General features: G+C 70.3%; 17 protein-coding genes, 2 pseudogenes and 1 riboswitch. Of the genes and pseudogenes, 7 read left to right on the top strand and 12 right to left on the bottom strand.

The window, feature by feature from the left end; all coding sequences use genetic code 11:
* Positions 1-29 precede the first annotated feature (29 nt).
* Positions 30-1,115 carry an epi-isozizaene synthase gene (gene cyc1 / locus UW392_RS33330; RefSeq protein ID WP_320778923.1) on the top strand — a complete coding sequence of 362 codons (1,086 nt, stop codon included), beginning with the start codon at positions 30-32 and terminating at the stop codon, positions 1,113-1,115.
* On the top strand, positions 1,112-2,488 hold the full coding sequence (locus tag UW392_RS33325; protein WP_320778922.1) for a cytochrome P450: 1,377 nt from the start codon (positions 1,112-1,114) through the stop codon (positions 2,486-2,488). The genes cyc1 and UW392_RS33325 overlap by 4 nt, the downstream gene beginning before the upstream one ends.
* Before the next feature lie 38 nt (positions 2,489-2,526).
* Here the strand turns inward: UW392_RS33325 and UW392_RS33320 are convergent, their stop codons facing one another.
* The 10 genes and pseudogenes from UW392_RS33320 to UW392_RS33275 all read right to left on the bottom strand — a co-directional run bounded on the left by UW392_RS33320 (position 2,527) and on the right by UW392_RS33275 (position 13,392).
* Entirely contained in the window at positions 2,527-3,492 is a 966-nt protein-coding gene (locus tag UW392_RS33320; RefSeq protein WP_320778921.1) for a GlxA family transcriptional regulator, read from the bottom strand.
* 230 nt (positions 3,493-3,722) lie between these two features.
* Complete coding sequence (locus UW392_RS33315; protein ID WP_320778920.1) at positions 3,723-4,739, bottom strand: ribonucleotide-diphosphate reductase subunit beta; 1,017 nt, start codon at positions 4,737-4,739, stop codon at positions 3,723-3,725.
* A complete protein-coding gene (locus UW392_RS33310; RefSeq protein ID WP_320778919.1) occupies positions 4,739-7,120 on the bottom strand; it encodes a ribonucleoside-diphosphate reductase subunit alpha in 2,382 nt (793 codons plus the stop codon). The genes UW392_RS33315 and UW392_RS33310 overlap by 1 nt, the downstream gene beginning before the upstream one ends.
* Positions 7,121-7,260: 140 nt before the next feature.
* Positions 7,261-7,338, bottom strand: a riboswitch (cobalamin riboswitch).
* A gap of 79 nt (positions 7,339-7,417) precedes the next feature.
* Positions 7,418-7,615 (bottom strand): annotated as a pseudogene (locus UW392_RS33305) (GNAT family N-acetyltransferase); the annotation flags it as partial.
* Between the two features lie 153 nt (positions 7,616-7,768).
* A pseudogene (locus UW392_RS33300) lies at positions 7,769-8,089 on the bottom strand (GNAT family N-acetyltransferase); the annotation flags it as partial.
* A gap of 108 nt (positions 8,090-8,197) precedes the next feature.
* Entirely contained in the window at positions 8,198-9,808 is a 1,611-nt protein-coding gene (gene mctP, locus UW392_RS33295) for a monocarboxylate uptake permease MctP (RefSeq protein ID WP_320778918.1), read from the bottom strand.
* The gene (locus tag UW392_RS33290; protein WP_320778917.1) at positions 9,805-10,071 is read right to left on the bottom strand and encodes a DUF3311 domain-containing protein; all 267 of its coding nucleotides are present in this window, start codon (positions 10,069-10,071) and stop codon (positions 9,805-9,807) included. Before UW392_RS33290 ends, mctP begins: the two co-directional genes overlap by 4 nt.
* 117 nt (positions 10,072-10,188) lie before the next feature.
* A complete protein-coding gene (locus UW392_RS33285) occupies positions 10,189-10,389 on the bottom strand; it encodes a YbdD/YjiX family protein (protein WP_320778916.1) in 201 nt (66 codons plus the stop codon).
* Entirely contained in the window at positions 10,361-12,499 is a 2,139-nt protein-coding gene (locus tag UW392_RS33280) for a carbon starvation CstA family protein (protein WP_320778915.1), read from the bottom strand. Before UW392_RS33280 ends, UW392_RS33285 begins: the two co-directional genes overlap by 29 nt.
* Positions 12,500-12,627: 128 nt before the next feature.
* Positions 12,628-13,392, bottom strand: a complete 765-nt coding sequence (locus tag UW392_RS33275; RefSeq protein ID WP_320778914.1) for a GntR family transcriptional regulator — start codon at positions 13,390-13,392, stop codon at positions 12,628-12,630.
* A 448-nt stretch (positions 13,393-13,840) separates the two neighbouring features.
* On the opposite strand from UW392_RS33275, the gene UW392_RS33270 reads away from it, so the two are divergent.
* The 4 genes from UW392_RS33270 to UW392_RS33255 all read left to right on the top strand — a co-directional run bounded on the left by UW392_RS33270 (position 13,841) and on the right by UW392_RS33255 (position 18,494).
* A complete protein-coding gene (locus tag UW392_RS33270) occupies positions 13,841-15,103 on the top strand; it encodes an extracellular solute-binding protein (RefSeq protein ID WP_320778913.1) in 1,263 nt (420 codons plus the stop codon).
* Between the two features lie 82 nt (positions 15,104-15,185).
* The gene (locus UW392_RS33265; protein WP_320778912.1) at positions 15,186-16,172 is read left to right on the top strand and encodes a sugar ABC transporter permease; all 987 of its coding nucleotides are present in this window, start codon (positions 15,186-15,188) and stop codon (positions 16,170-16,172) included.
* Positions 16,169-16,999: a carbohydrate ABC transporter permease gene (locus UW392_RS33260; protein ID WP_320778911.1), complete on the top strand. Its 831-nt coding sequence runs from the start codon at positions 16,169-16,171 to the stop codon at positions 16,997-16,999. Before UW392_RS33265 ends, UW392_RS33260 begins: the two co-directional genes overlap by 4 nt.
* A gap of 7 nt (positions 17,000-17,006) precedes the next feature.
* Positions 17,007-18,494 carry a glycoside hydrolase family 3 protein gene (locus UW392_RS33255; protein ID WP_320778910.1) on the top strand — a complete coding sequence of 496 codons (1,488 nt, stop codon included), beginning with the start codon at positions 17,007-17,009 and terminating at the stop codon, positions 18,492-18,494.
* Positions 18,495-18,595: 101 nt separating this feature from the next.
* Here UW392_RS33255 and nagB read toward each other — a convergent pair whose 3' ends face one another.
* Positions 18,596-19,381: a glucosamine-6-phosphate deaminase gene (gene nagB, locus UW392_RS33250; protein ID WP_320778909.1), complete on the bottom strand. Its 786-nt coding sequence runs from the start codon at positions 19,379-19,381 to the stop codon at positions 18,596-18,598.
* Positions 19,382-19,877: 496 nt separating this feature from the next.
* Here nagB and UW392_RS33245 point away from each other — a divergent pair, with 496 nt between their 5' ends.
* On the top strand, positions 19,878-21,344 hold the full coding sequence (locus UW392_RS33245) for a PAS domain-containing sensor histidine kinase (RefSeq protein WP_320778948.1): 1,467 nt from the start codon (positions 19,878-19,880) through the stop codon (positions 21,342-21,344).
* A 178-nt stretch (positions 21,345-21,522) separates the two neighbouring features.
* Here the strand turns inward: UW392_RS33245 and UW392_RS33240 are convergent, their stop codons facing one another.
* Complete coding sequence (locus UW392_RS33240) at positions 21,523-21,780, bottom strand: WhiB family transcriptional regulator (RefSeq protein ID WP_003973730.1); 258 nt, start codon at positions 21,778-21,780, stop codon at positions 21,523-21,525.
* Between the last annotated feature and the right edge of the window lie 50 nt (positions 21,781-21,830).

Below are 21,830 nucleotides of genomic sequence, written 5' to 3'. Positions count from 1 at the left end.
CGCCACCGTCGGCTGAGAGGGGCTAGTTCGTGCTTGCTTTCCCACCCGGCACCACATCGACACCGATCGCGGTGGCGGTCCCACCGTCACTCTCCCTTCCCCTGATCGAAGCGGCCTTTCCCCGGCGTCTGCACGAGTATTGGCCCAAGCTTCAGGAGAAGACCCGGGCGTGGCTCCTGGAAAAGCGGCTGATGCCCGCGGACAAGGTGGAGGAATATGCCGATGGTCTGTGCTACACGGACCTCATGGCCGGGTACTACCTGGGCGCCTCCGACGAGGTGCTCCAGGCGATAGCGGACTACAGCGCCTGGTTCTTCGTCTGGGACGACCGGCACGACCGCGACATCGTGCACGGGCGGCCCGGCGCCTGGCGGCTGCTGCGGGAGCGGCTGCACACGGCGCTCGACTCACCCCTGGACCACCTGCACCACGAGGACGCGCTGGTGGCCGGGTTCGCGGACAGCGTGGCGCGGCTGTACACGTTCCTGCCCGGGACGTGGAACGCGCGGTTCGCCCGGCACTTCCACGCGGTGATCGACGCCTACGACCGGGAGTTCCACAACCGGGCGCACGGCATCGTGCCGGGCGTCGAGGAGTACCTCGCGCTGCGCCGGCTCACCTTCGCGCACTGGATATGGACGGACCTGCTGGAGCCCGCCGCGGGCTGCGAACTCCCGGACCCTGTGCGAAAACACCCGGCATTCCGCCGGGCGGCGCTGCTGAGCCAGGAATTCGCCGCCTGGTACAACGACCTCTGCTCGCTGCCGAAGGAATTGGCGGGGGCCGAGGTGCACAATCTCGGAATCAGTCTGATCGTGCACGAGGGGCTGACCCTCGAAGAAGCGATAACGGAACTGCGGCGACGCGTAGAAGATTGCGTGACGGAATTCGTGGTGGCCGAGCGGGAGGCCCTGGAGTTCGCCGACGGACTCGCCGACGGAACCGTACGCGGAAAGGAACTCGGCATAGCCGTGCACACCTGCGTGGGAAATATGCGGAACTGGTTCAGTTCCGTCTACTGGTTCCACCACGAGTCCGGCCGCTACGCGGTCGACAGCTGGGACGACCGGTCCACGCCCCCGTACGTCGACAATGAAGCGGCAGGTGAGAAATGACCGTCGAGTCCGTCAAGCCAGGAGCGGCGGCGGAGACCGTGGCGCAGGCCGGACAACCGCCCGTCGCGGGCGGCGGCGTCCCGCTGCTCGGCCACGGCTGGAAGCTGGCGCGCGACCCGCTGGCCTTCATGGCCCAGCTGCGCGACCACGGCGACGTGGTCCGCCTGCGGCTCGGCCCCAAGACGGTGTACGCCGTCACCGCCCCGCACCTCACCGGGGCGCTCGCGCTCAGCCCCGACTACGTCATCGCCGGGCCGCTCTGGGAGTCCCTGGAGAGTCTGCTCGGCAAGGAGGGCGTGGCCACGGCGAACGGCCCGCTGCACCGGCGGCAGCGGCGCACCATCCAGCCCGCGTTCCGGCTCGACGCGATCCCCGCCTACGGGCCCGTCATGGTGGAGGAGGCGGCCGCGCTGGTGGAGCGCTGGCGGGCCGGCCGGGTCCTCGACGTCACCGCGGAGTCCTTCCGGGTGGCCGTCCGGATCTCCGCCCGCTGTCTGATGCGGGGCAGCTACATGGACGACCGGGCCGAGCGGATCTGCGCCGACCTCGCCACACTGTTCAGCGGCATGTACCGGCGCATGGTCGTGCCCCTCGGACCGCTTTACCGCATACCCGTGCCGAGCAACCGCGAATTCAACCGGGCGCTGGCCGATTTGCATCTCCTGGTGGACGAGATCGTCGCCGACCGGCGGGCGAGCGGTCAAAAACCGGACGATTTGCTGACGGCTTTGCTGGAGGCGAAGGACGAGAATGGCGAGCCCATCGGGGAACAGGAGATCCACGACCAGGTCATCGCCATCCTGACCCCCGGCAGTGAAACGGTCGGCTCCGTTCTCATGTCGCTGCTCCTGGTGCTCACCGAGCATCCACAGCTGGGTGACAAGATCCGCGACGAAGTGAATAGCGTCGTCGGTGACCGCCCGGTCGCATTCGAGGACGTACGGAAGCTGACGTACACCGCGAATGTGGTCGTCGAGACAATGCGGCTGCATCCCGCCGTATGGATTCTGACCCGCCGGACGGTGGCCGAGACCGAACTCGGCGGGTACCGCATTCCGGCCGGTGCGGACGTCATCTACAGTCCGTACGCCATCCAGCGCGACCACCGGTCGTTCCCGCGCGAGGCCGAGTTCGACCCGGACCGGTGGCGTCCCGAGCGGGCCAAGGAGGCGGCGAAGTACGCGATGAGCCCGTTCAGCGTGGGAAACCGCAAGTGTCCCAGCGACCACTTCTCGATGGCCGAGCTGACGCTGCTGACCGCCGCGATCGCGGGCGCGTACCGCTTCGAGCACGCGCCCGGCTCGGACGTCCGGCCGCGGATCGGGATCACGCTCCGGCCACGCGGGCTGAAACTGCGCGCGCTGCCCCGCTGAGCGGCTGTCCCGCTGGGCGGCTGTCCCACCGGCGTGCGTCAGGCGGCCCGCGGGTCCTTGAACGCGCGCCGGTAGGCCGCCGGCGTGACCCCCAGTACCCGGCCGAACTGGTGGCGCAGCGCCGCCGGGGTGCCGAACCCGGTGCGCCAGGCGATCGTGTCCATCGTCTCGTCCGTCTCCTCCAGCAGCCGCTGCGCCAGCAGGACCCGCTGGCGCAGCAGCCAGCGGTAGGGCGTGGTGCCCGTCTCCTGCTGGAAGCGGCGGGCGAAGGTACGCGGCGACATGTGCGCGCGGGCGGCCAGCTGCTCCACCGTCACCTCCTGGTCGAGGTGCGCCTCCATCCAGACCAGCACCTCGCCGACGGTGTCGCAGGAGGAGCGCGGCAGCGGGCGCTCGATGTACTGCGCCTGCCCGCCGTCCCGGTGCGGCGGCACGACCATGCGCCGGGCGATCCTGTTGGCGACTTCGACGCCCTGCTCCCGGCGGACGATGTGCAGACAGGCGTCGATGCCGGAGGCCGTGCCGGCGCTGGTGAACACCGGGTTCTCGTCGACGTAGAGCATGTCCGCCTCGACCGTGGCCCGCGGGTACTGCCGGGCCAGCTCCGCCGCGTGGTGCCAGTGCACCGCGCAGCGCCGCCCGTCCAGCAGACCGGCGGCGCCCAGCACGAAGACCCCGGAGCACACGCTGAGCACCCGCGCGCCCCGCTCCACCGCCCGGCGCAGGGCGTCGAGCAGCTCCGGCGGATACTCCCGGCGGGCGTAGTCGCTGCCCGCCGGTACGGCGATCAGGTCGGCCTCGTCGAGCCGGTCGAGGCCGTACGGCGTGGCGAGGGTCAGCCCGCCGACGTGGGTGGAGAGCGCCGGGCCCTCCGCGGAGACCACCGCGAAGTCGTAGCCCGGCAGGCCGTCGTCGCTGCGGTCGATGCCGAACACCTCGCACACGACGCCGAGTTCGAAGGGATGAGCGCCGTCGAGCAGGACGGCCGCCACGTTCTTCAGCATGCCGACAGTGTGCCCCCTCGGGAGCGGTCGATGGCAGGAATTCGAGGTCCTACGGCAGTCCTGCCACTCCCGGTCAGCAGTCTCCGGCGCGACAGTAGTGACATGACCGGAAACCAGGCAGAAGCACTGATCGGAATGCTCGTGACCTTCGGACTCCTCGTCCTGCTGGTCCTCCCCTCCCTGTTCGGCATCGTGCGGGACCGGCGTGCCGACCGTCAGATCGCTCGGGCTCAGAACTCCTCGTCCAGGTCGACGGTGCCCTCCACCGCCACCTGGTACGCCGAGGGGCGCCGCTCGAAGAAGTTGGTCAGCTCCTGAACCCCCTGGAGCTCCATGAAGGAGAAGGGGTTCTCGGAGCCGTACACCGGGGCGAAGCCGAGGCGGGTGAGGCGCTGGTCGGCGACGCACTCCAGGTACTGCCGCATCGACTCGGTGTTCATCCCGGGGAGGCCGTCACCGCACAGGTCGCGCGCGAACTGCAGCTCGGCCTCGACGGCCTCCCGCAGCATGTCGGTGACCTCCTCGCGGAGGGCGTCGTCGAAGAGGTCGGGCTCCTCCTTGCGGACGGTGTCGACCACGTCGAACGCGAAGGACATGTGCATCGTCTCGTCGCGGAAGACCCAGTTGGTGCCGGTGGCCAGGCCGTGCAGCAGGCCCCGGCCGCGGAACCAGTAGACGTAGGCGAAGGCACCGTAGAAGAACAGTCCCTCGATGCACGCCGCGAAGCAGATCAGGTTGAGCAGGAAGCGGCGGCGGTCGGCCCTCGACTCAAGACGGTCGATGCTGTCCACCGAGTCGATCCACTTGAAGCAGAACTCGGCCTTCTCGCGGATCGAGGGGATGTTCTCGACGGCCGCGAAGGCCGCGGCGCGGTCGTCCGGATCGGGCAGGTAGGTGTCGAGCAGCGTCAGATAGAACTGGACGTGCACGGCCTCCTCGAAGAGCTGGCGGGAGAGGTAGAGCCGCGCCTCCGGTGAGTTGATGTGCTTGTACAGGGTCAGCACCAGGTTGTTGGCCACGATCGAGTCGCCGGTGGCGAAGAACGCGACCAGCCGGCCGATGAGGTGCTGCTCCTCGGGGGAGAGCTTGGCGAGGTCGGCGACGTCGGAGTGGAGGTCGACCTCCTCCACGGTCCAGGTGTTCTTGATGGCGTCCCGGTAGCGCTCGTAGAAGTCCGGGTAGCGCATGGGGCGCAGGGTGAGTTCGAAACCCGGGTCGAGCAGGTTCTTCGTCTTCGTGTCACTCATTACTGGCAGGCCTCGCAGGACTCGGGGTTTTCCAGGGAGCAGGCGACGGCCTCTTCGGCCGCCGGCTGCTGGGCGGGGACGGGGACGGGGACGGCGGTGGTGGCGCGCGCGGCGCGGGCGATCCGGGTCGCCGGGCGCGAGCGCAGGTAGTACGTGGTCTTCAGCCCCTGCTTCCAGGCGTAGACGTACATCGAGGAGAGCTTGCCGATGGTCGGCGTCTCCAGGAACAGGTTCAGGGACTGCGCCTGGTCGAGGTACGGGGTGCGGGCGGCGGCCATGTCGATCAGGCCGCGCTGCGGGATCTCCCACGCGGTGCGGTACAGCGTGCGGACGTCCTCGGGGATCCAGGCGAAGTCCCGCACCGAGCCGTTGGCCTCGCGCAGCGCCTCGCGGGTCCGGGCGTCCCAGACGCCGAGCCGCTTGAGGTCCTCCACCAGATAACCGTTGACCTGGAGGAACTCACCGGAGAGCGTCTCGCGCTTGAACAGGTTGGACACCTGCGGCTCGATGCACTCGTAGACGCCCGCGATGGAGGCGATGGTCGCGGTCGGCGCGATGGCCAGGAGCAGGGAGTTGCGCAGGCCGGTGCGGGCGACGCGGTCCCGCAGGGCGGCCCAGCGCTCGGGCCACTCGTGCGTCACGCCGTAGTGGTCGGGGTGGAGGACGCCCCGGGCGGTACGGGTCTTCTCCCAGGCGGGGAGCGGGCCGTGCCGTTCGGCGAGCTCCGCGGAGGTCTCGTAGGCGGTGAGCATGATCCGCTCGGCGATGCGCGTGGAGAGGGCCTTCGCGCCGGGCGAGTCGAAGGGCAGCCGGAGCTTGAAGAAGACGTCCTGGAGGCCCATCGCGCCGAGGCCGACGGGGCGCCAGCGGGCGTTGGAGCGGCCCGCCTGCCCGGTCGGGTAGAAGTTGATGTCGACGACCCGGTCCAGGAAGGTCACGGCGGTGCGGACGGTGGCGTCGAGCCGCTCCCAGTCCAGGTCGCCGGCGGCCGGGTCGACGAAGGCGCCGAGGTTGACCGAGCCCAGGTTGCAGACGGCCGTCTCGCCGTCGTCGGTGACCTCCAGGATCTCCGTGCACAGGTTGGAGGAGTGGACGACGTTGCCGGGCTCGGCGGTCTGGTTGGCGGTGCGGTTGGCGGTGTCCTTGAAGGTCATCCAGCCGTTGCCGGTCTGCGCGAGGGTACGCATCATGCGGCCGTACAGCTCCCGCGCGGGCAGCGTCCGGCGCGCGAGCCCGGCGCGCTCGGCCTTGCGGTAGGCGGCGTCGAACTCCTCGCCCCACAGGTCGGTCAGCTCCGGCACGTCGGAGGGGGAGAACAGCGACCAGGGGCCGTCGGCGTCGACCCGGCGCATGAACTCGTCCGGGATCCAGTGCGCGAGGTTCAGGTTGTGGGTGCGGCGGGCGTCCTCACCGGTGTTGTCCCGCAGCTCCAGGAACTCCTCGATGTCCGCGTGCCAGGTCTCCAGGTAGATCGCGGCGGCACCCTTGCGCCGGCCGCCCTGGTTGACGGCGGCGACGGACGCGTCGAGCGTCTTCAGGAACGGCACGATGCCGTTGGAGTGGCCGTTGGTGCCGCGGATCAGCGAACCCCGGGCGCGGATGCGGGAGTAGGCGAGGCCGATGCCGCCGGCGTGCTTGGAGAGCCGGGCGACCTGGAGGTAGCGCTCGTAGATGGAGTCCAGCTCGTCCTTGGGGGAGTCCAGGAGGTAGCAGGACGACATCTGGGCGTGCCGGGTGCCGGAGTTGAAGAGGGTGGGGGAGGAGGGGAGGTAGTCCAGGCGGCTCATCAGCCCGTAGAGCGCGGCGACCTCGTCCACCGAGCGCTCGCTGTCGTCGGCGGCGAGCCCGGACGCCACCCGCAGCATGAAGTGCTGGGGCGTCTCGATCACCTTGCGGGTGATCGGGTGGCGCAGCAGGTAGCGGCTGTGCAGGGTGCGCAGTCCGAAGTAGCCGAACCGGTCGTCGGCGGCCGTGTCGACCAGCGCGTCCAGCCGGTCCGCGTGCAGCCGTACGAACTCCGCCGTGCGGTCGGCGATCAGGCCCTCGCGGTGGCCGGTGGCGACGGACCCGGTGAAGCGGGTCACGCCCTGGGAGGCGGCCTCCGCGCGCAGCGAGAGGGTCAGCAGCCGGGCGGCGAGCCGGGAGTACGCCGGGTCCTCGGAGATGAGTCCGGCCGCGGCCTCCGTCGCCAGCTCCCGCAACTCCGCCTCGTCGGCGCGGGCGGACCGGCCGCGCAGCGCGGCGGCGGCCACCCGGCCCGGGTCGGTGTCCGGGAGGTCGGCGGTCAGCTCGGTCAGGGTCCGCAGCAGCGCGGTTCCGGGCCCGTCGGAATCTCCGGTCACCGTGGTCGCTGAAGCCGGATCGGCTGGCGCGATGGTCACGTGGTGCTCTCCCTCGCTCGGCACGGGGCCTGGCGGGGCGGGGGCAGCTCACGAGCGCGCGCGGCGTCGCGTCCACCGGCCCATTCCACGAGGCCCGGACGTCAAGCGCCCGAGCCGGACGGCCGGGCGCGCCGTCGGCAGGTACTCGGACTGGACAGGCGTGCGAAAACACGCGAGTACACCGTTGCGGGACAGTTCCGGATTCGCACCGGATTCCCCTGCGGCGACAGCGAGCATGAGCATACATCTTGTGCCGGGTGCGGGTGACACCCCCAGATGTTGTGTCGCGCCGGTGCGTCAGAGGGTCAGCTCGTAGGCGAGCAGCGTGATGTCCGTGAGTTCCGGCAGCGGGTTCCAGTCGCGCTCGGGGGTGCGGGTGAAGCCGAGACGCCCGTAGATGCGGTGGGCCGTGCGCATGGTGCGCTGGGTCGACAGCACGACGCGCTCACAGCCGGGCGTCGCACGGGCGCGGTCGACACAGGCGCGGACTAGGGCGCTTCTGATGGACCTCCGCGGCGTCGCGACGCCCAGCACGCACCCTCGCCGCACGGCGCGAAGGGACAGGTGGCTCCGCCACATGACCCTTCACACCGCACGCCGAGGGCACGCACCGAACGCCGCTCCTTCTCCCGCGGAGATCCATCAGAAGCGCCCTAGTGCCTCGCCCGCGCCGCGGCCGCGGTGCGGGACGGCCACCGCCAGCATGCGTATCTCGGCCTCGCCGGGGCGGGCGATGTCGGCCATCGGGCCGCCGGCGGGGACGAAGGTCACCCCTCCGAGGAGGGTGTTCCTGTCGGCGGCGACGAGGATCTCCGCGGCCGCGGCGCGTTTCCCGACGTCGCGCAGTTCGTCCAGGTAGGCGTCGGACGCGCCGAAGTCGAGGAGACGGTCGTGGAGGTAGGCGGTGGCGGTCAGGTCACCGAGGGGGGTGTGGTCGGTGGGGACGGCGGGGCGGATGACGAAGTCCATGGGGGGAGTGTGCACCGCGACGGGCCGCCGATGTGCTCCATGTCGGCGGCCCGTCGCGGGTCGTGTGCGGCTGGGCGCGCGGTTCCTCGCGCCCCTCGCGAGGGTGTCTCAGTGGGCGGAGCCCGCCGTCGCCGGGGGAAGCTCCACCTCCACTCCCGGGTCGCCCGCGTCCGCGGTGTAGTCGGCGCGGGTCGTCTCGTCGATGCCGTCGGGGGCCTTCAGGGCGCGCAGGACGAAGGTCAGGACGACCGTCACCAGGACGTTGAGGACGAACGCCGTCAAGCCGATGTAGCCGATCTCCCCGATGCCGGGGATCTCCTTGTTGGAGCCGCCGAAGTGGGCCTGCGTCGGAGAAGCGACGCCGTACGCCGCGAGGGTGCCGTAGACCATGCCGACCGCCCAGCCGCCGAGCAGCGCCCAGCGGTGGAACCAGTTGGTGAACAGGCCGCCGACCAGGGCCGGGAAGGTCTGGAGGATCCAGATGCCGCCGAGCAGCTGGAAGTTGATCGCGACCGTCTTGTCCATGCCGAGGACGAAGACCAGGGCGCCGACCTTCACCAGGAGGGAGACCAGCTTGGAGACCTTCGTCTCCTGGGCCGGCGTGGCGTCGGGCCTGATGAAGTCCTTGTAGATGTTGCGGGTGAAAAGGTTCGCGGCGGCGATGGACATGATCGCCGCCGGGACCAGCGCGCCGATGCCGATGGCGGCGAAGGCCACGCCCGCGAACCAGTCCGGGAACATCGTCTCGAACAGCTGCGGGATCGCGAGCTGGCCGTTCTCGACCTTGATCCCGGCGGCGATCGCCATGAAGCCCAGCAGCCCGAGCAGGCCCAGCATCAGCGAGTACAGCGGCAGGATCGTGGTGTTGCGGCGGATCACGTCGCGGCTGCGCGAGGAGAGCGTCGCGGTGATCGAGTGCGGGTACATGAAGAGCGCGAGCGCCGAGCCGAGGGCCAGGGTGGCGTACGTCCACTGGTTCTCCGCGGCCGGTACGATCCCGCCGCTGCCCGCCGAGGTGAACTTGTCGTCCGCCGCGGCGAAGATGTCGTCGAAGCCGCCCAGTTTGATCGGGATGTAGATGATCGCCACCGCGATGACGATGTAGATCAGCGTGTCCTTCACGAACGCGATCAGCGCCGGCGCCCGCAGCCCCGAGGAGTACGTGTACGCGGCGAGCACGCCGAAGGCGATCAGCAGCGGCAGGTCCTTGACGAACCAGTTGGTGTCCTCGCCGCCGCCGACGCCCATCACGTCCAGGACCGCCTGGATGCCGACGAGCTGGAGCGCGATGTACGGCATGGTCGCCAGGATGCCGGTGACGGCCACGGCGAGGGAGAGACCCTTGGAGCCGAAGCGGCCGCGCACGAAGTCCGAGGTCGTCACGTAGCCGTGCTTGTGGGAGACCGACCACAGCCGCGGCAGGAAGGTGAAGATCAGCGGGTAGACCAGGATCGTGTACGGCACCGCGAAGAAGCCGGACGCGCCGGCCGCGTAGATCGCCGCGGGCACGGCCACGAAGGTGTACGCCGTGTAGAGGTCGCCGCCCAGCAGGAACCAGGTCACCCAGGTGCCGAACGAGCGGCCGCCCAGGCCCCATTCGTCGAGGCTGTGCTCGTTCTCGGCCTTGCGCCAGCGCGCGGCCAGGAACCCCATCGCGGTGACGAGCACGAAGAAGAAGATGAAGACGGCGAGCGCGACGCCGTTCACGCCGTCGTTCACCGTCCCGCACCCCCGCTCCGGGGACGCCGGGCGCGCTGGTCACGCTGCCACAGCTTGTACGCGGTCATCGTCAGCGCGGTCGAGATCAGCACCCACGCCATCTGGTACCAGTAGAAGAACGGGATGCCGATGAAAGCCGGGTCCGTCTTGGCGTACGAACCGACCCACAGCATGGCCACGAACGGTGCGACGAGGCAGACGCCGATGACGACGCGCACCGGCGTCACCACCGGTTCTCTGCCTGTTCCTGGGGCTTGCGACATACGGCGGCTCCGTCCCCTCGTTGATCACCCCTGCAATGCGCAGGCAATCTAGGTGACGGTGACACGACAGCGGAAGACCCCGTCCGCATATCGGGCTCTCCGGTCCGGGACTCGTCTCTAGCAGCAGCGGAAGCCCGTACGCGGGTCCGCCTCCCGCTCCTCCGTGCGCATCCGCTCGAACGCGCGCCGGGAGGGCACCCGTTCCGCCGGGCGGTGCGCGCGCAGATGGGCGACATAGCGGTCGTAGGCCGACTCGTCGGTCAGCTCCCTGAGGTACCAGCGCACGCCCCTAAACACGCGCCGCGGGGTCCACCGCATCGCGGGCCTCCTCCTTCTCCTCGCGGGTCGGGACGAGCCCGGCGGGAGCGACGATCCTCGACTCGACGTACGGCGCCTCGCTGAGGGTGGAGAGCGCGGGGCGGCGCACGTGCCGGACGCAGACGCGCAGGGCGTCCGCGATGACGACCACGATCAGCAGGGCCAGCACCGCCGTGAGGACCCCGTCCACCGTGGAGTTGGTGACCACGGTGCGCATGTCGTCCATGGACTTGGCCGGCGCGAGGACCTCGCCCCGGTCGACGGCGTCCTGGAACACCTCGCGCTGCTTGAAGAAGCCGACCTTGGGATCGCTGGAGAAGACCTTCTGCCAGCTCGCGGTCAGGGTGACCGTCGCGTCCCAGGCGAGGGGGATGCCGGTGATCCAGGCCCACTTCAGGCGCCCGGACTTCACCAGCAGCGTGGTGCAGACGGCCAGCGCGACCGCCGCGAGCAGCTGGTTGGCGATACCGAAGATCGGGAAGAGCTGGTTGATGCCGCCGAGGGGTTCGTGGACGCCCACCCAGAGGAAGTACCCCCACGCGCCGCAGACGATCGCGCTGGTGATCACCAGGCCCGGCTTCCAGCTGACGTTCCGGAAGGACCGGTGGACGTTGCCCAGCATGTCCTGGAGCATGAACCGGCCGACCCGGGTGCCGGCGTCCACCGCGGTCAGGATGAACAGCGCCTCGAACATGATGGCGAAGTGATACCAGAAGGCGCGCAGACTCCCGCCGGTCACGTCGGAGAAGATCTGCGAGATGCCGATCGCGAGGGTGGGGGCGCCGCCGGTACGGGAGAGCAGGCTCGCCTCCTCGACGTCCTTCGCGGCCTGGGCCAGGTCACCGGGGGAGATGGAGTAGCCCCACCCCGTCACCACCTGCGAGGCGTTCTCCACGGTGGTGCCGACGACACCCGCCGGCGCGTTCATCGCGAAGTACAGGCCCGGGTCGATGACGCTCGCCGCGACCAGCGCCATCACCGCGACGGAGGACTCCATCAGCATGGAGCCGTAGCCGATCATCCGGACCTGCGTCTCCTTCTGGATCATCTTCGGCGTCGTGCCGGAGGAGATCAGCGCGTGGAAGCCGGAGAGCGCGCCGCAGGCGATGGTGATGAAGACGAACGGGAAGAGCGACCCCGCGAAGACCGGTCCGTCCCCGCGCGAGGCGAAGTCGGTGACGGCGTCCATCCGCAGCGTCGGCACGGAGACCACGACCCCGAGCGCCAGCAGCACGATGGTGCCGATCTTGAGGAAGGTGGAGAGGTAGTCGCGCGGCGCGAGCAGCGTCCACACCGGCAGGATCGAGGCGATGAAGCCGTACGCCACCAGCCAGATCACCAGTGTGGACGGGGCGAGGGTGAAGGTGTCCGCCCACGACGACTCCGCGACCCAGCGGCCCGAGACCAGCGCGAGCAGCAGCAGCGCCACTCCGATCAGGGAGACCTCGATGACCCGGCCGGGCCGCAGCACCCGCAGGTAGAAGCCCATCAGCAGGGCGATCGGGATGGTCATCGCGATGGAGAACGTGCCCCAGGGGGAGTGCGCCAGCGCGTTGACGACGACCAGCGCCAGCACCCCGAGCAGGATGATCATGATCGCGAAGGCGGCCACCAGGGCGGCCGCCCCGCCGTACGGGCCGATCTCCTCGCGCGCCATCTGTCCCAGCGAGCGGCCGTCGCGGCGGGTGGAGAAGAACAGCACCACCATGTCCTGCACGGCACCCGCGAAGATGACTCCGACGATGATCCAGATCGTGCCCGGCAGATACCCCATCTGCGCGGCCAGCACGGGACCGACCAGCGGTCCGGCGCCCGCGATCGCCGCGAAGTGGTGGCCTAGCAGCACCCGGCGGTCGGTGGGGTGGAAGTCGATGCCGTTGTCCAGCCGCTCCGCGGGGGTGGCCCGGGTCGCGTCGACCTTGAGGACGCGGTACGCGATGAACCTCGCGTAGAAGCGGTAGGCGATGGCGTACGAGCCGAGGGCCGCCGCCACCATCCAGGCGGCCGAGACCTCCTCGTCCCGGGAGAGCGCGAGCACGGTCCAGCCCGCCGCGCCGACCAGCGCGACGACGGTCCACACGACGATGGTTCGGACGTTCGCGGTACGCACCGGGCGGTCCTCCCGTCCCTGCCGTCAATTCAGGCGACGTGGGGAACGTAGAGGAGGACGGCGCCTTCCGCCACACCCCGCGCGCCGGTCGACGGGGCGTCGTGCGTCAGTCGACGGGGCGCCGTACGTCAGTCGACGGGGCGCTTCAGGCGGGCCACGAACTTGTACCGGTCGCCCCGGTACACCGACCGCACCCACTCCACCGGCTGTCCCTTCCGGTCCAGGGAGTGCCGGGAGAGCATCAGCATCGGCAGGCCGACGTCGGTGCCGAGGAGCCCGGCCTCGCGCGGCGTGGCCAGCGACGTCTCGATGGTCTCCTCGGCCTCGGCGAGGTGGACGTCGTAGACCTCGGCGAGCGCCGTGTAGAGGGACGTGTACTTGACCAGGGAGCGGCGCAGCGCGGGGAAGCGCTTGGCCGACAGGTGGGTGGTCTCGATCGCCATCGGCTCGCCGTTGGCCATCCGCAGCCGCTCGATGCGCAGCACCCGGCCGCCGGCGGTGATGTCCAGCAGCCCGGCGATCCGGTCGTCGGCGGTGATGTAGCCGATGTCCAGCAACTGGGACGTCGGTTCCAGACCCTGGGCGCGCATGTCCTCGGTGTAGGAGGTCAGTTGCAGCGCCTGCGAGACCTTCGGCTTGGCGACGAAGGTGCCCTTGCCCTGGATGCGCTCCAGGCGGCCCTCCACGACCAGTTCCTGAAGCGCCTGGCGCACGGTCGTGCGGGAGGTGTCGAACTCGGCGGCCAGCGTGCGCTCGGGCGGGACGGGGGTGCCCGGCGCCTGCGTACGCACCATGTCGAGGAGGTGCTTCTTCAGTCGGTAGTACTTGGGCACGCGCGCGGTACGGACGGTCGCCCCACCCTCGTTCTCCGCACTGCTGACGTCGGTGCTCATCTCTGCCTTCCCGGCTCCGGGTGCCGCCACGGCCGACGTCCCCGGTCGGCCACGGCTCAATCGTGGCACGGCTCGCCGCGGGGGGTCCCGCACGCTCCGTGATCCCCTCTGTATACCTCTGGGGCCTCCGTTGGTCTAGTCCACCGCGCCGCGCGGGGGCAGTGGTACGCGCGCGTGGCGACCGGTCGCGGGGGTGCGCGCACCGGATTGGTACGGCCGCCGACGGCCGCCGGTTTGGCCGCTTGCGGAATGAAAGGTCCCTGCATATCTCGGTCGCATCACGGAGGCGGGGAGGGGGGTTGAACACCCTTGACAGCCCTAATGGTCTGGGCCAGGCTCCCCGTACTGGTCTACACCATTGGTCCAGGTCCCGGCCCAAGGGCGGTCACGCGTCGGCGAGTTACCGCGGGGAGGCAGGGGGGTTTGTGGCATCCCTGAGGAGGGTGGCGTGAAGCGCAAGCTGATATCCGCGATCGGTGTCGCGGGCATGATGGTCTCCATCGCCGCGTGCGGTGGCGACGGCGGCGACAGCGAGGCCGGGTCGGAGGGCCAGACGCTCACCGTGTGGGTGATGGACGGCTCCTCGCCCGACGGGTGGCAGAAGGAGCTGGGCACCGCCTTCGAGAAGAAGACCGGCTCGAAGGTCGAGTTCAAGGTCCAGCAGTGGAACGGCATCCAGCAGAAGCTGACCACCGCCCTCTCCGAGGAGAACCCCCCGGACGTCTTCGAGATCGGCAACACCCAGACCCCCGCCTACGCCAAGACCGGCGGCCTCGCCGACCTCGGCGACCTCAAGTCCGAGATCGGCGGCGACTGGACCGACTCCCTCAACAACTCCTCCGTCTTCGAGGGCAAGCAGTACGCGGCCCCCTGGTACTTCGCCAACCGCGTCGTCCTCTACAACAAGAAGATCTGGTCCGAGGCGGGTATCAAGGACACCCCCAAGACCCGCGACGAGTTCTACGACGACCTGAAGACCATCGGCGAGAAGACCGACGCCGAGCCGATCTACCTGCCCGGCCAGAACTGGTACCACTTCGTCGGCCTGGTCGTCGGCGAGGGCGGCGAACTGGTCAAGAAGGACGGCGACAAGTACGTCTCCAACCTCGACGACCCCAAGGTCGCCGCCGCCATGGAGACCTACAAGAAGTTCCAGGCGCTCTCCGAGGCCCCCAAGGACAAGGACGAGGCCACCCCGCAGCAGGGCGAGGTCTTCGGCAAGGGCAAGGTCGGCGCCTTCGTCGGCATGGGCTGGGAAGCCGGCATCGCGATCGAGGCCAACCCCGAGATCGAGAAGGAGATCGGCTACTTCACCATCCCCGGTGACACGGCCGACAAGCCCGAGGGCGTCTTCCTCGGCGGCTCCAACCTCGCCGTCGCGGCCGGTTCCACCAAGCAGGACCTGGCCAAGGAGTTCCTGAAGCTCGCCCTCTCCGACAAGTACGAGGGCCAGCTCGCCAAGGTCAACGGCGTCATCCCGAACAAGGAGTCGCTGCAGACCAACCTGAAGGGCAACGCCGCCGCCGAGGCCGCCGCGCCCGCCGCCGCCGGCGGTGGCACCACGCCGCTGATCGCGGAGTGGGCGGCCGTCGAGAACGCGCCCAACCCGATCAAGACCTACATGACCGCCGTGCTCAACGGCAAGACGCCGGCCGAGGCCGCCAAGCAGGTCGAGGGCGAGTTCAACAAGCGCCTGGCGCAGCAGCAGTAGGACGCGTCCGCGGATGCGGGGGACGGCCACGGCGGCCGTCCCCCGCCCCCGGCGTCACAGGACGGGAAGAGAGATCGCGAGCATGACCGTGCAGACCGAACGGCCGCCCTCCGGTCCGGCGGACGTCAGCAAGACGAACGGCGGGGCATCCGGCGGGCCGACCCCCCGAGGCGGGTCGCGCACCGCCGCGCTCGGCCCGTACCTGTTGCTGCTGCCCGCCGTGGCGGCCACCGTGCTGCTGCTCGGCTGGCCGCTGCTGAAGGACCTGCTGCTGTCCTTCCAGAACCTCAACATGGCGCAGCTGATCCAGCACGTCACCGAGTGGAACGGCATCGAGAACTACCGGCAGGTCCTCACCGGCGAGGACTTCTGGCGCGTCACCCTGCGCTCGATCCTGTTCACGGCCGTCAACGTTGTCCTGATCATGATCGCGGGCACCCTGGTCGGACTGCTCCTGGCCCGGCTCGGCAAGCGGATGCGGATCACCCTGCTGATCGGCCTGGTACTGGCCTGGGCCATGCCGGTGGTCGCCGCGACCACCGTCTACCAGTGGCTGTTCGCCCAGCGCTTCGGCGTCGTCAACTACGTCCTGGACAAGCTCGGCTGGCACTCGATGGCCGACTACTCCTGGACCAGCAGCCAGATGTCGACGTTCTTCGTCGTCACCCTGCTGATCGTCTGGATGTCCATCCCGTTCGTCGCGATCAACCTCTACGCCGCGACGACCACCATCCCGAGGGAACTGTACGAGGCGGCCTCCCTGGACGGCGCCGGCGGCTGGCGGAGCTTCACCACGGTCACCATGCCGTTCCTGCGCCCCTTCCTCTACGCGACGACGTTCCTGGAGATCATCTGGGTCTTCAAGGCGTTCGTGCAGGTCTTCACCATCAACGGCGGCGGCCCGGACCGGCTCACCGAGATCCTGCCCGTCTACGCCTACGTCGAGGGCGTCGGCAACCAGCACTACGGCATGGGCGCCGCGATCGCCGTCCTGACCATCCTGATCCTGCTCGGCCTCACCGCCTACTACCTGCGGATCGTGCTCAAGCAAGAGGAGGACGAGCTGTGAAGCGCTCGCTCTTCGGCCGCCTGTGGCCCAACGTCACGGCCGTCGTGTTGTTCATCGGCTTCGTCTTCCCCGTGTACTGGATGTTCGCCACGGCCTTCAAACCGACCGGCGACATCCTCTCCGACACCCCGGTCTGGTTCCCGACCGACATCACCCTCGACCACTTCCAGGACGCGGTCGCCGCCGACAACTTCTGGACGTTCGTCACCAACTCCCTGACCGTCACCGTCCTCGCCGTGGTCTTCTCTCTGATCATCGCGCTGGCCGGGTCCTTCGCCCTGGCACGGATGCGGTTCAAGGGACGGCGCGGCTTCGTCGTCGGCTTCATGGTGGCCCAGATGGCACCGTGGGAAGTCATGATCATCGCGATGTACATGATCGTCCGGGACGCGAAGATGCTGAACAGCCTCGTGCCGCTGACGCTCTTCTACATGATGATGATCCTGCCCTTCACCATCCTGACGCTGCGCGGCTTCGTCGCCGCCGTGCCCAAGGAGCTGGAGGAGTCCGCGATGGTCGACGGCTGCACCCGCGCCCAGGCCTTCCGCCGGGTCATCCTGCCGCTGCTCGCGCCGGGCCTGATGTCCACCTCGATGTTCGGCTTCATCACCGCCTGGAACGAACTGCCGCTGGTCCTGGTGCTGAACAAGGAGGCCGACGCCCAGACGCTGCCGCTGTGGCTGACCAGCTTCCAGAGCGTCTTCGGCAACGACTGGGGCGCCACCATGGCCGCCTCCTCCCTGTTCGCCGTCCCGATCCTGATCCTCTTCGTCTTTCTCCAGCGCCGGGCCGTCAGCGGCCTGACCGACGGCGCCGTGAAGGGATGACCCCGCGATGACCACCCTCGCCGGCACCACCGACACCCTGACCCGCGACGCCCTCGCCGTCCTCCAGCCCGGCTTCGCCGGCACCACCGCCCCCGACTGGCTGCTGCGCCGCCTCGACGAGGGCCTCGGCTCCGTCGGCCTCTTCGGCCGCAACATCGCCACCGCCGAGCAGGTGGCCGCCCTCACCGCCCGGCTGCGCGCCGAGCGCGACGACGTCCTCGTCGCGATCGACGAGGAGGGCGGCGACGTCACCCGCCTGGAAGTGCGCACCGGCTCGTCCTTCCCCGGCAACCACGCCCTCGGCGCCGTCGACGACCCCGGCCTGACCAGGGCCGTCGCCGCCGAACTGGGCCGCCGGCTGGCCGCCTGCGGCGTCGACTTCGACTGGGCGCCCGCCGCCGACGTCAACGCCAACCCCGACAACCCGGTGATCGGCGTACGGTCCTTCGGCGCCGACCCCGCCCTGGTCGCCCGGCACACCGCCGCCTACGTCACCGGCCTGCAGTCGGCGGGCGTCGCCGCCTGCACCAAGCACTTCCCCGGCCACGGCGACACCGCCGTCGACTCCCACCACGCGGTGCCCCGCATCGACGCCGACGCCACCGTCCTCGCCGAGCGCGACCTCGTGCCGTTCCGCGCGGCCATCGCGGCCGGCACGCGCGCGGTGATGAGCGCCCACATCCTCGCCCCGGCCCTGGACCCGGACCGCCCCGGCACCCTCTCGCCCCGCATCCTCACCGACCTCCTGCGCGGCGAACTCGGCTACGACGGCCTGATCGTCACCGACGGCATCGAGATGCGGGCCATCTCCGGCACCTACGGCATCGAACGCGGCACCGTCCTCGCGATCGCCGCCGGCGCCGACGCCATCTGCGTGGGCGGCGGCCTCTCCGACGAGGAGACCGTACGGCGGCTGCGCGACGCCCTGGTCGCGGCCGTGCGCGCGGGCGACCTGCCCGAGGAGCGCCTGGCCGACGCGGCCGAGCGGGTCCGCGCCCTCGCCCGCTGGACGACCGCCGCGCGGAGCGCCGGGACGCCTCTCGCCCCCGACGAGGAGGTGGGCCTGCGCGCCGCCCGCCGCGCCCTGCGCGTCACCGGCGCCGAGGGCTTCACTCCCCTCAGCGAGCCGCCCTACGTCGCCTCTCTCAGCCCCGCGCCGAACATCGCCGTCGGCGACGAGACGCCGTGGGGAGTCGCGCCCGAACTGTTCCGGCTGCTCCCCGGCACCGAGACCGGCAGCTTCACCGGGCCGGACGCGGGCGAGGAGGTGCTGCGCGCGGCCGGTCCGCGCCGGGTGGTGGCCGTCGTCCGCGACGAGCACCGCCACCCGTGGATGGGAGCGGCCCTCGACACCCTGCTCGCGGCCCGCCCCGACACGGTCGTGATCGAGATGGGCCTCCCCGGGGCCGCCCCCCGCGGCGCCCTGCACGTGGCCACCTACGGCGCGGCCCGGGTCTGCGGCCGCGCGGCGGCGGAGGTCGTCGCGGGCGCGTAGCGGGTACGCACGGCGAAGGCGCCGGCCCCCCTCCGTGGGGACCGGCGCCTTTACCGTCGTACGCGGCTCAAACGCACGCGACTCCTGTGTTCCGCGGGGCCTCAGATGCCCTGCCACTCCGGCTTGTTCGCGTAGGTGTGCCGGAAGTAGTCGGCGAGCTTCAGCTTCGCCGCGGCCGGCTCGTCGACGACGACCGTCGCGTGCGGGTGGAGCTGGAGCGCCGAGGCCGGGCACACCGCCGCGACCGGCCCCTCCACCGTCGCCGCGACCGCGTCGGCCTTGCCCTCGCCGGTGGCGAGCAGCACCAGGTGGCGCGCCTCCAGGATGGTGCCGATGCCCTGCGTGATCACGTGGTGCGGCACCTGCTCGATGTCCCCGTCGAAGAAGCGCGCGTTGTCCACCCGGGTCTGCTCGGTCAGCGTCTTGATCCGGGTCCGCGAGGCCAGCGAGGAGCACGGCTCGTTGAAGCCGATGTGCCCGTCCGTACCGATGCCCAGCAACTGGAGGTCGACGCCGCCGGCCCCGGCCAGCGCGCGGTCGTACGCCGCACAGGCCGCGGCCACGTCCGCCGCCGTGCCGTCGGGGCCCATGAACGCGTCCATCGGGATGCCGAGCGGCTCCAGCACCTCGCGCCGCAGCACCGACCGGTAGGACTCCGGGTGCTCGGCCGGCAGTCCCACGTACTCGTCGAGCTGGGCTATCCGCGCCCGCGAGGTGTCCGCGGTCCCGGACCTCACCCGGGCCGCCAGCGCCTCGTACACGGGCAGCGGCGTCGAGCCGGTGGCCACTCCGAGCAGGGCGTCGGGCTTGCGCGCCAAGAGCTGTGCCAGGGCTCCGGCGATCAGCTCGCCGCCCGCCCTGGCGTCCGGAACGATGACAACTTCCACGCTGGCCTGCCGTTCTGGGGAGAGGACCTGGTCGAGTGGTTTTCTGGTCCGGTGGTTTAGACCAATCTAACAGAGCACCCCTCGCCCTCCCAGGTTCTCCGGGGCACCGGACACATGCCAATCGGACGGCTAGGCTGCTGCCCACTGCTCGGACGTCCGAGCAGTCGGCGGGAAGTGACAAAAACGGAGCCGTTCCGTGCATGGACACCGATAGTGGTCTAGTCCAGAATGGGCACCGTCAAGACCTCCGCTCTCCCCGCACAGGAGGGCGGACCGAGGAACCGAGGCTCTCTGCCCTGACTGCCCCGGCTCCTCGACCTCGGCCGACCGGGACCGCACATCCCCCGGCCGATATTGCTCCGGGCTGCGGTGCCGGGAGGGCTGAGGGTCCCTCCCAGGTGCCGCGGCCCGCGGGTGTTCCCGGGCCCCGCGGGCGCCGGACGGCCGCTACGCGGGCTTGGTCCGTACCGCCAGGTACGCTCACCACGTGCCCTCCATGAACGAACTCGTACGCCAGCACACCGCCCTCGACAGGTCCGACCTCGAATGGCTGCACCTGCTGGTCTCGGAGTGGCAGCTCCTCTCCGACCTCTCCTTCGCCGACCTCGTCCTGTGGGTCCCCACCCGCGACGGCACCCGGTACGTCTCCGTCGCCCAGATGCGGCCCAACACCGGCCCCACCTCCTATCAGGACGACATGGTCGGCCACCTCGTCCCGCGCGGCCGGCGGCCCATGCTGGACGCGGCCCTGGACGAGGGCCGGATCGTGCGCGAGGGCGACCCGGAGTGGCGCGAGGAGGTCCCGGTCCGTGTCGAGTCCATCCCGGTACGGCGCCAAGGCCGCGTCCTCGGGGTGATCGCCCGCAACACCAACCTGCTGACCGTGCGCACTCCGAGCCGCCTGGAACTCACCTATCTCCAGAGCGCCTCGGACCTCGCCCAGATGATCGCGGCGGGCGCCTTCCCGTTCGAGAACCAGCAGGTCGACATGGACGCCTCGCCCCGGGTCGGCGACGGCCTGATCAGGGTCGACGGCGACGGCATCGTCCAGTACGCCTCCCCGAACGCGCTGTCGGCCTACCACCGGATGGGGCTCGCCGCCGACCTGGTCGGCCACCACCTGGGCAGCACCACCGCCGAACTCGCCCCGTCCAGGGGCCCGGTGGACGAGGCGCTCGCCAAACTGGCCAGCGGCTGGGCGCCGCGCGAGTTCGAGATCGAGGCCAACGACGGCGTCATCCAGTTCCGCGCCATCCCGCTCAAGCCCAAGGGCACGCGCATCGGTTCACTGGTCCTGCTGCGCGACGTCACGGAACTGCGCCGTCGAGAGCGTGAGTTGATCACCAAGGACGCCACCATCCGGGAGATCCACCACCGGGTGAAGAACAACCTCCAGACGGTGGCCGCCCTGCTCAGGCTCCAGGCCCGCCGGATCGAGTCCGAGCGCGGGCGGGAGGCGCTGGAGGAGGCCGTGCGCCGGGTCGGCTCGATCGCCATCGTCCACGAGACGCTGTCCCAGAATCTGGACGAGCGGGTGGAGTTCGACGAGATCGCCGACCGGGTGCTGGCGATGGTCGCCGAGATCTCCCCGGGCAAGGTGGCCGGCCGGCGCACCGGGCACTTCGGCATCCTGGACGCCGAGGTGGCCACCCCGCTGTCCATGGTGCTGACCGAGGTCCTGCAGAACGCGCTGGAGCACGGCTTCCGGGACGGCGACACCGGCACGGTCGAGGTCTCGGCGGTCCGCGGCGGCACCTCGAAGGAGACCCGGCTCCTGGTCACCGTCCAGGACGACGGCGTCGGCCTGCCCGAGGGATTCGACCCGCACCGCTCAGGCAACCTGGGCCTGCAGATCGTCCGCACCCTGGTGGAGGGCGAGTTGACCGGGTCCTTCGACATGGTGCCGGCCCCCGGGCGCGGCACCCGGGTGATCCTCGACATCCCGGTGAGCTCGCAGAAGTAGCCCGCCGCGGCGGGAGGGCGGCGGGAGGGTGCTGCCGCCGGACAGCAAAGAGCCCCGGATCGACGGTGATCCGGGGCCAGTGCTCGCTGCGGGGGATACTGCGCGCTGCGGCTCGGGGGCGGGAGATGCGTACTCGCTGTACGCGCCGCCGGGCTGAGGCTGTTGTGGGGCGGGTGTGTCAGGCGGAGGCCTGACGGGCCCGGTTGCGGGCGGCGCGGCGCTTCATGGCACGGCGCTCGTCCTCGCTGAGACCACCCCAGACGCCGGAGTCCTGACCGGACTCGAGCGCCCACTGCAGACACTGCTCCATAACCGGGCAGCGACGGCAGACGGCCTTGGCTTCCTCGATCTGCAGCAGCGCAGGACCGGTGTTGCCGATGGGGAAGAAGAGCTCGGGGTCTTCCTCGCGGCAAACGGCGCGGTGACGCCAGTCCATGGCTGCTACCTCTCCTTGGTATTACGTGCAAGTGCTTGTGAATGTGAACG

Source organism: Streptomyces sp. CRN 30 (assembly GCF_034105845.1).
This window is presented reverse-complemented; position numbering and strand designations above follow the sequence as displayed.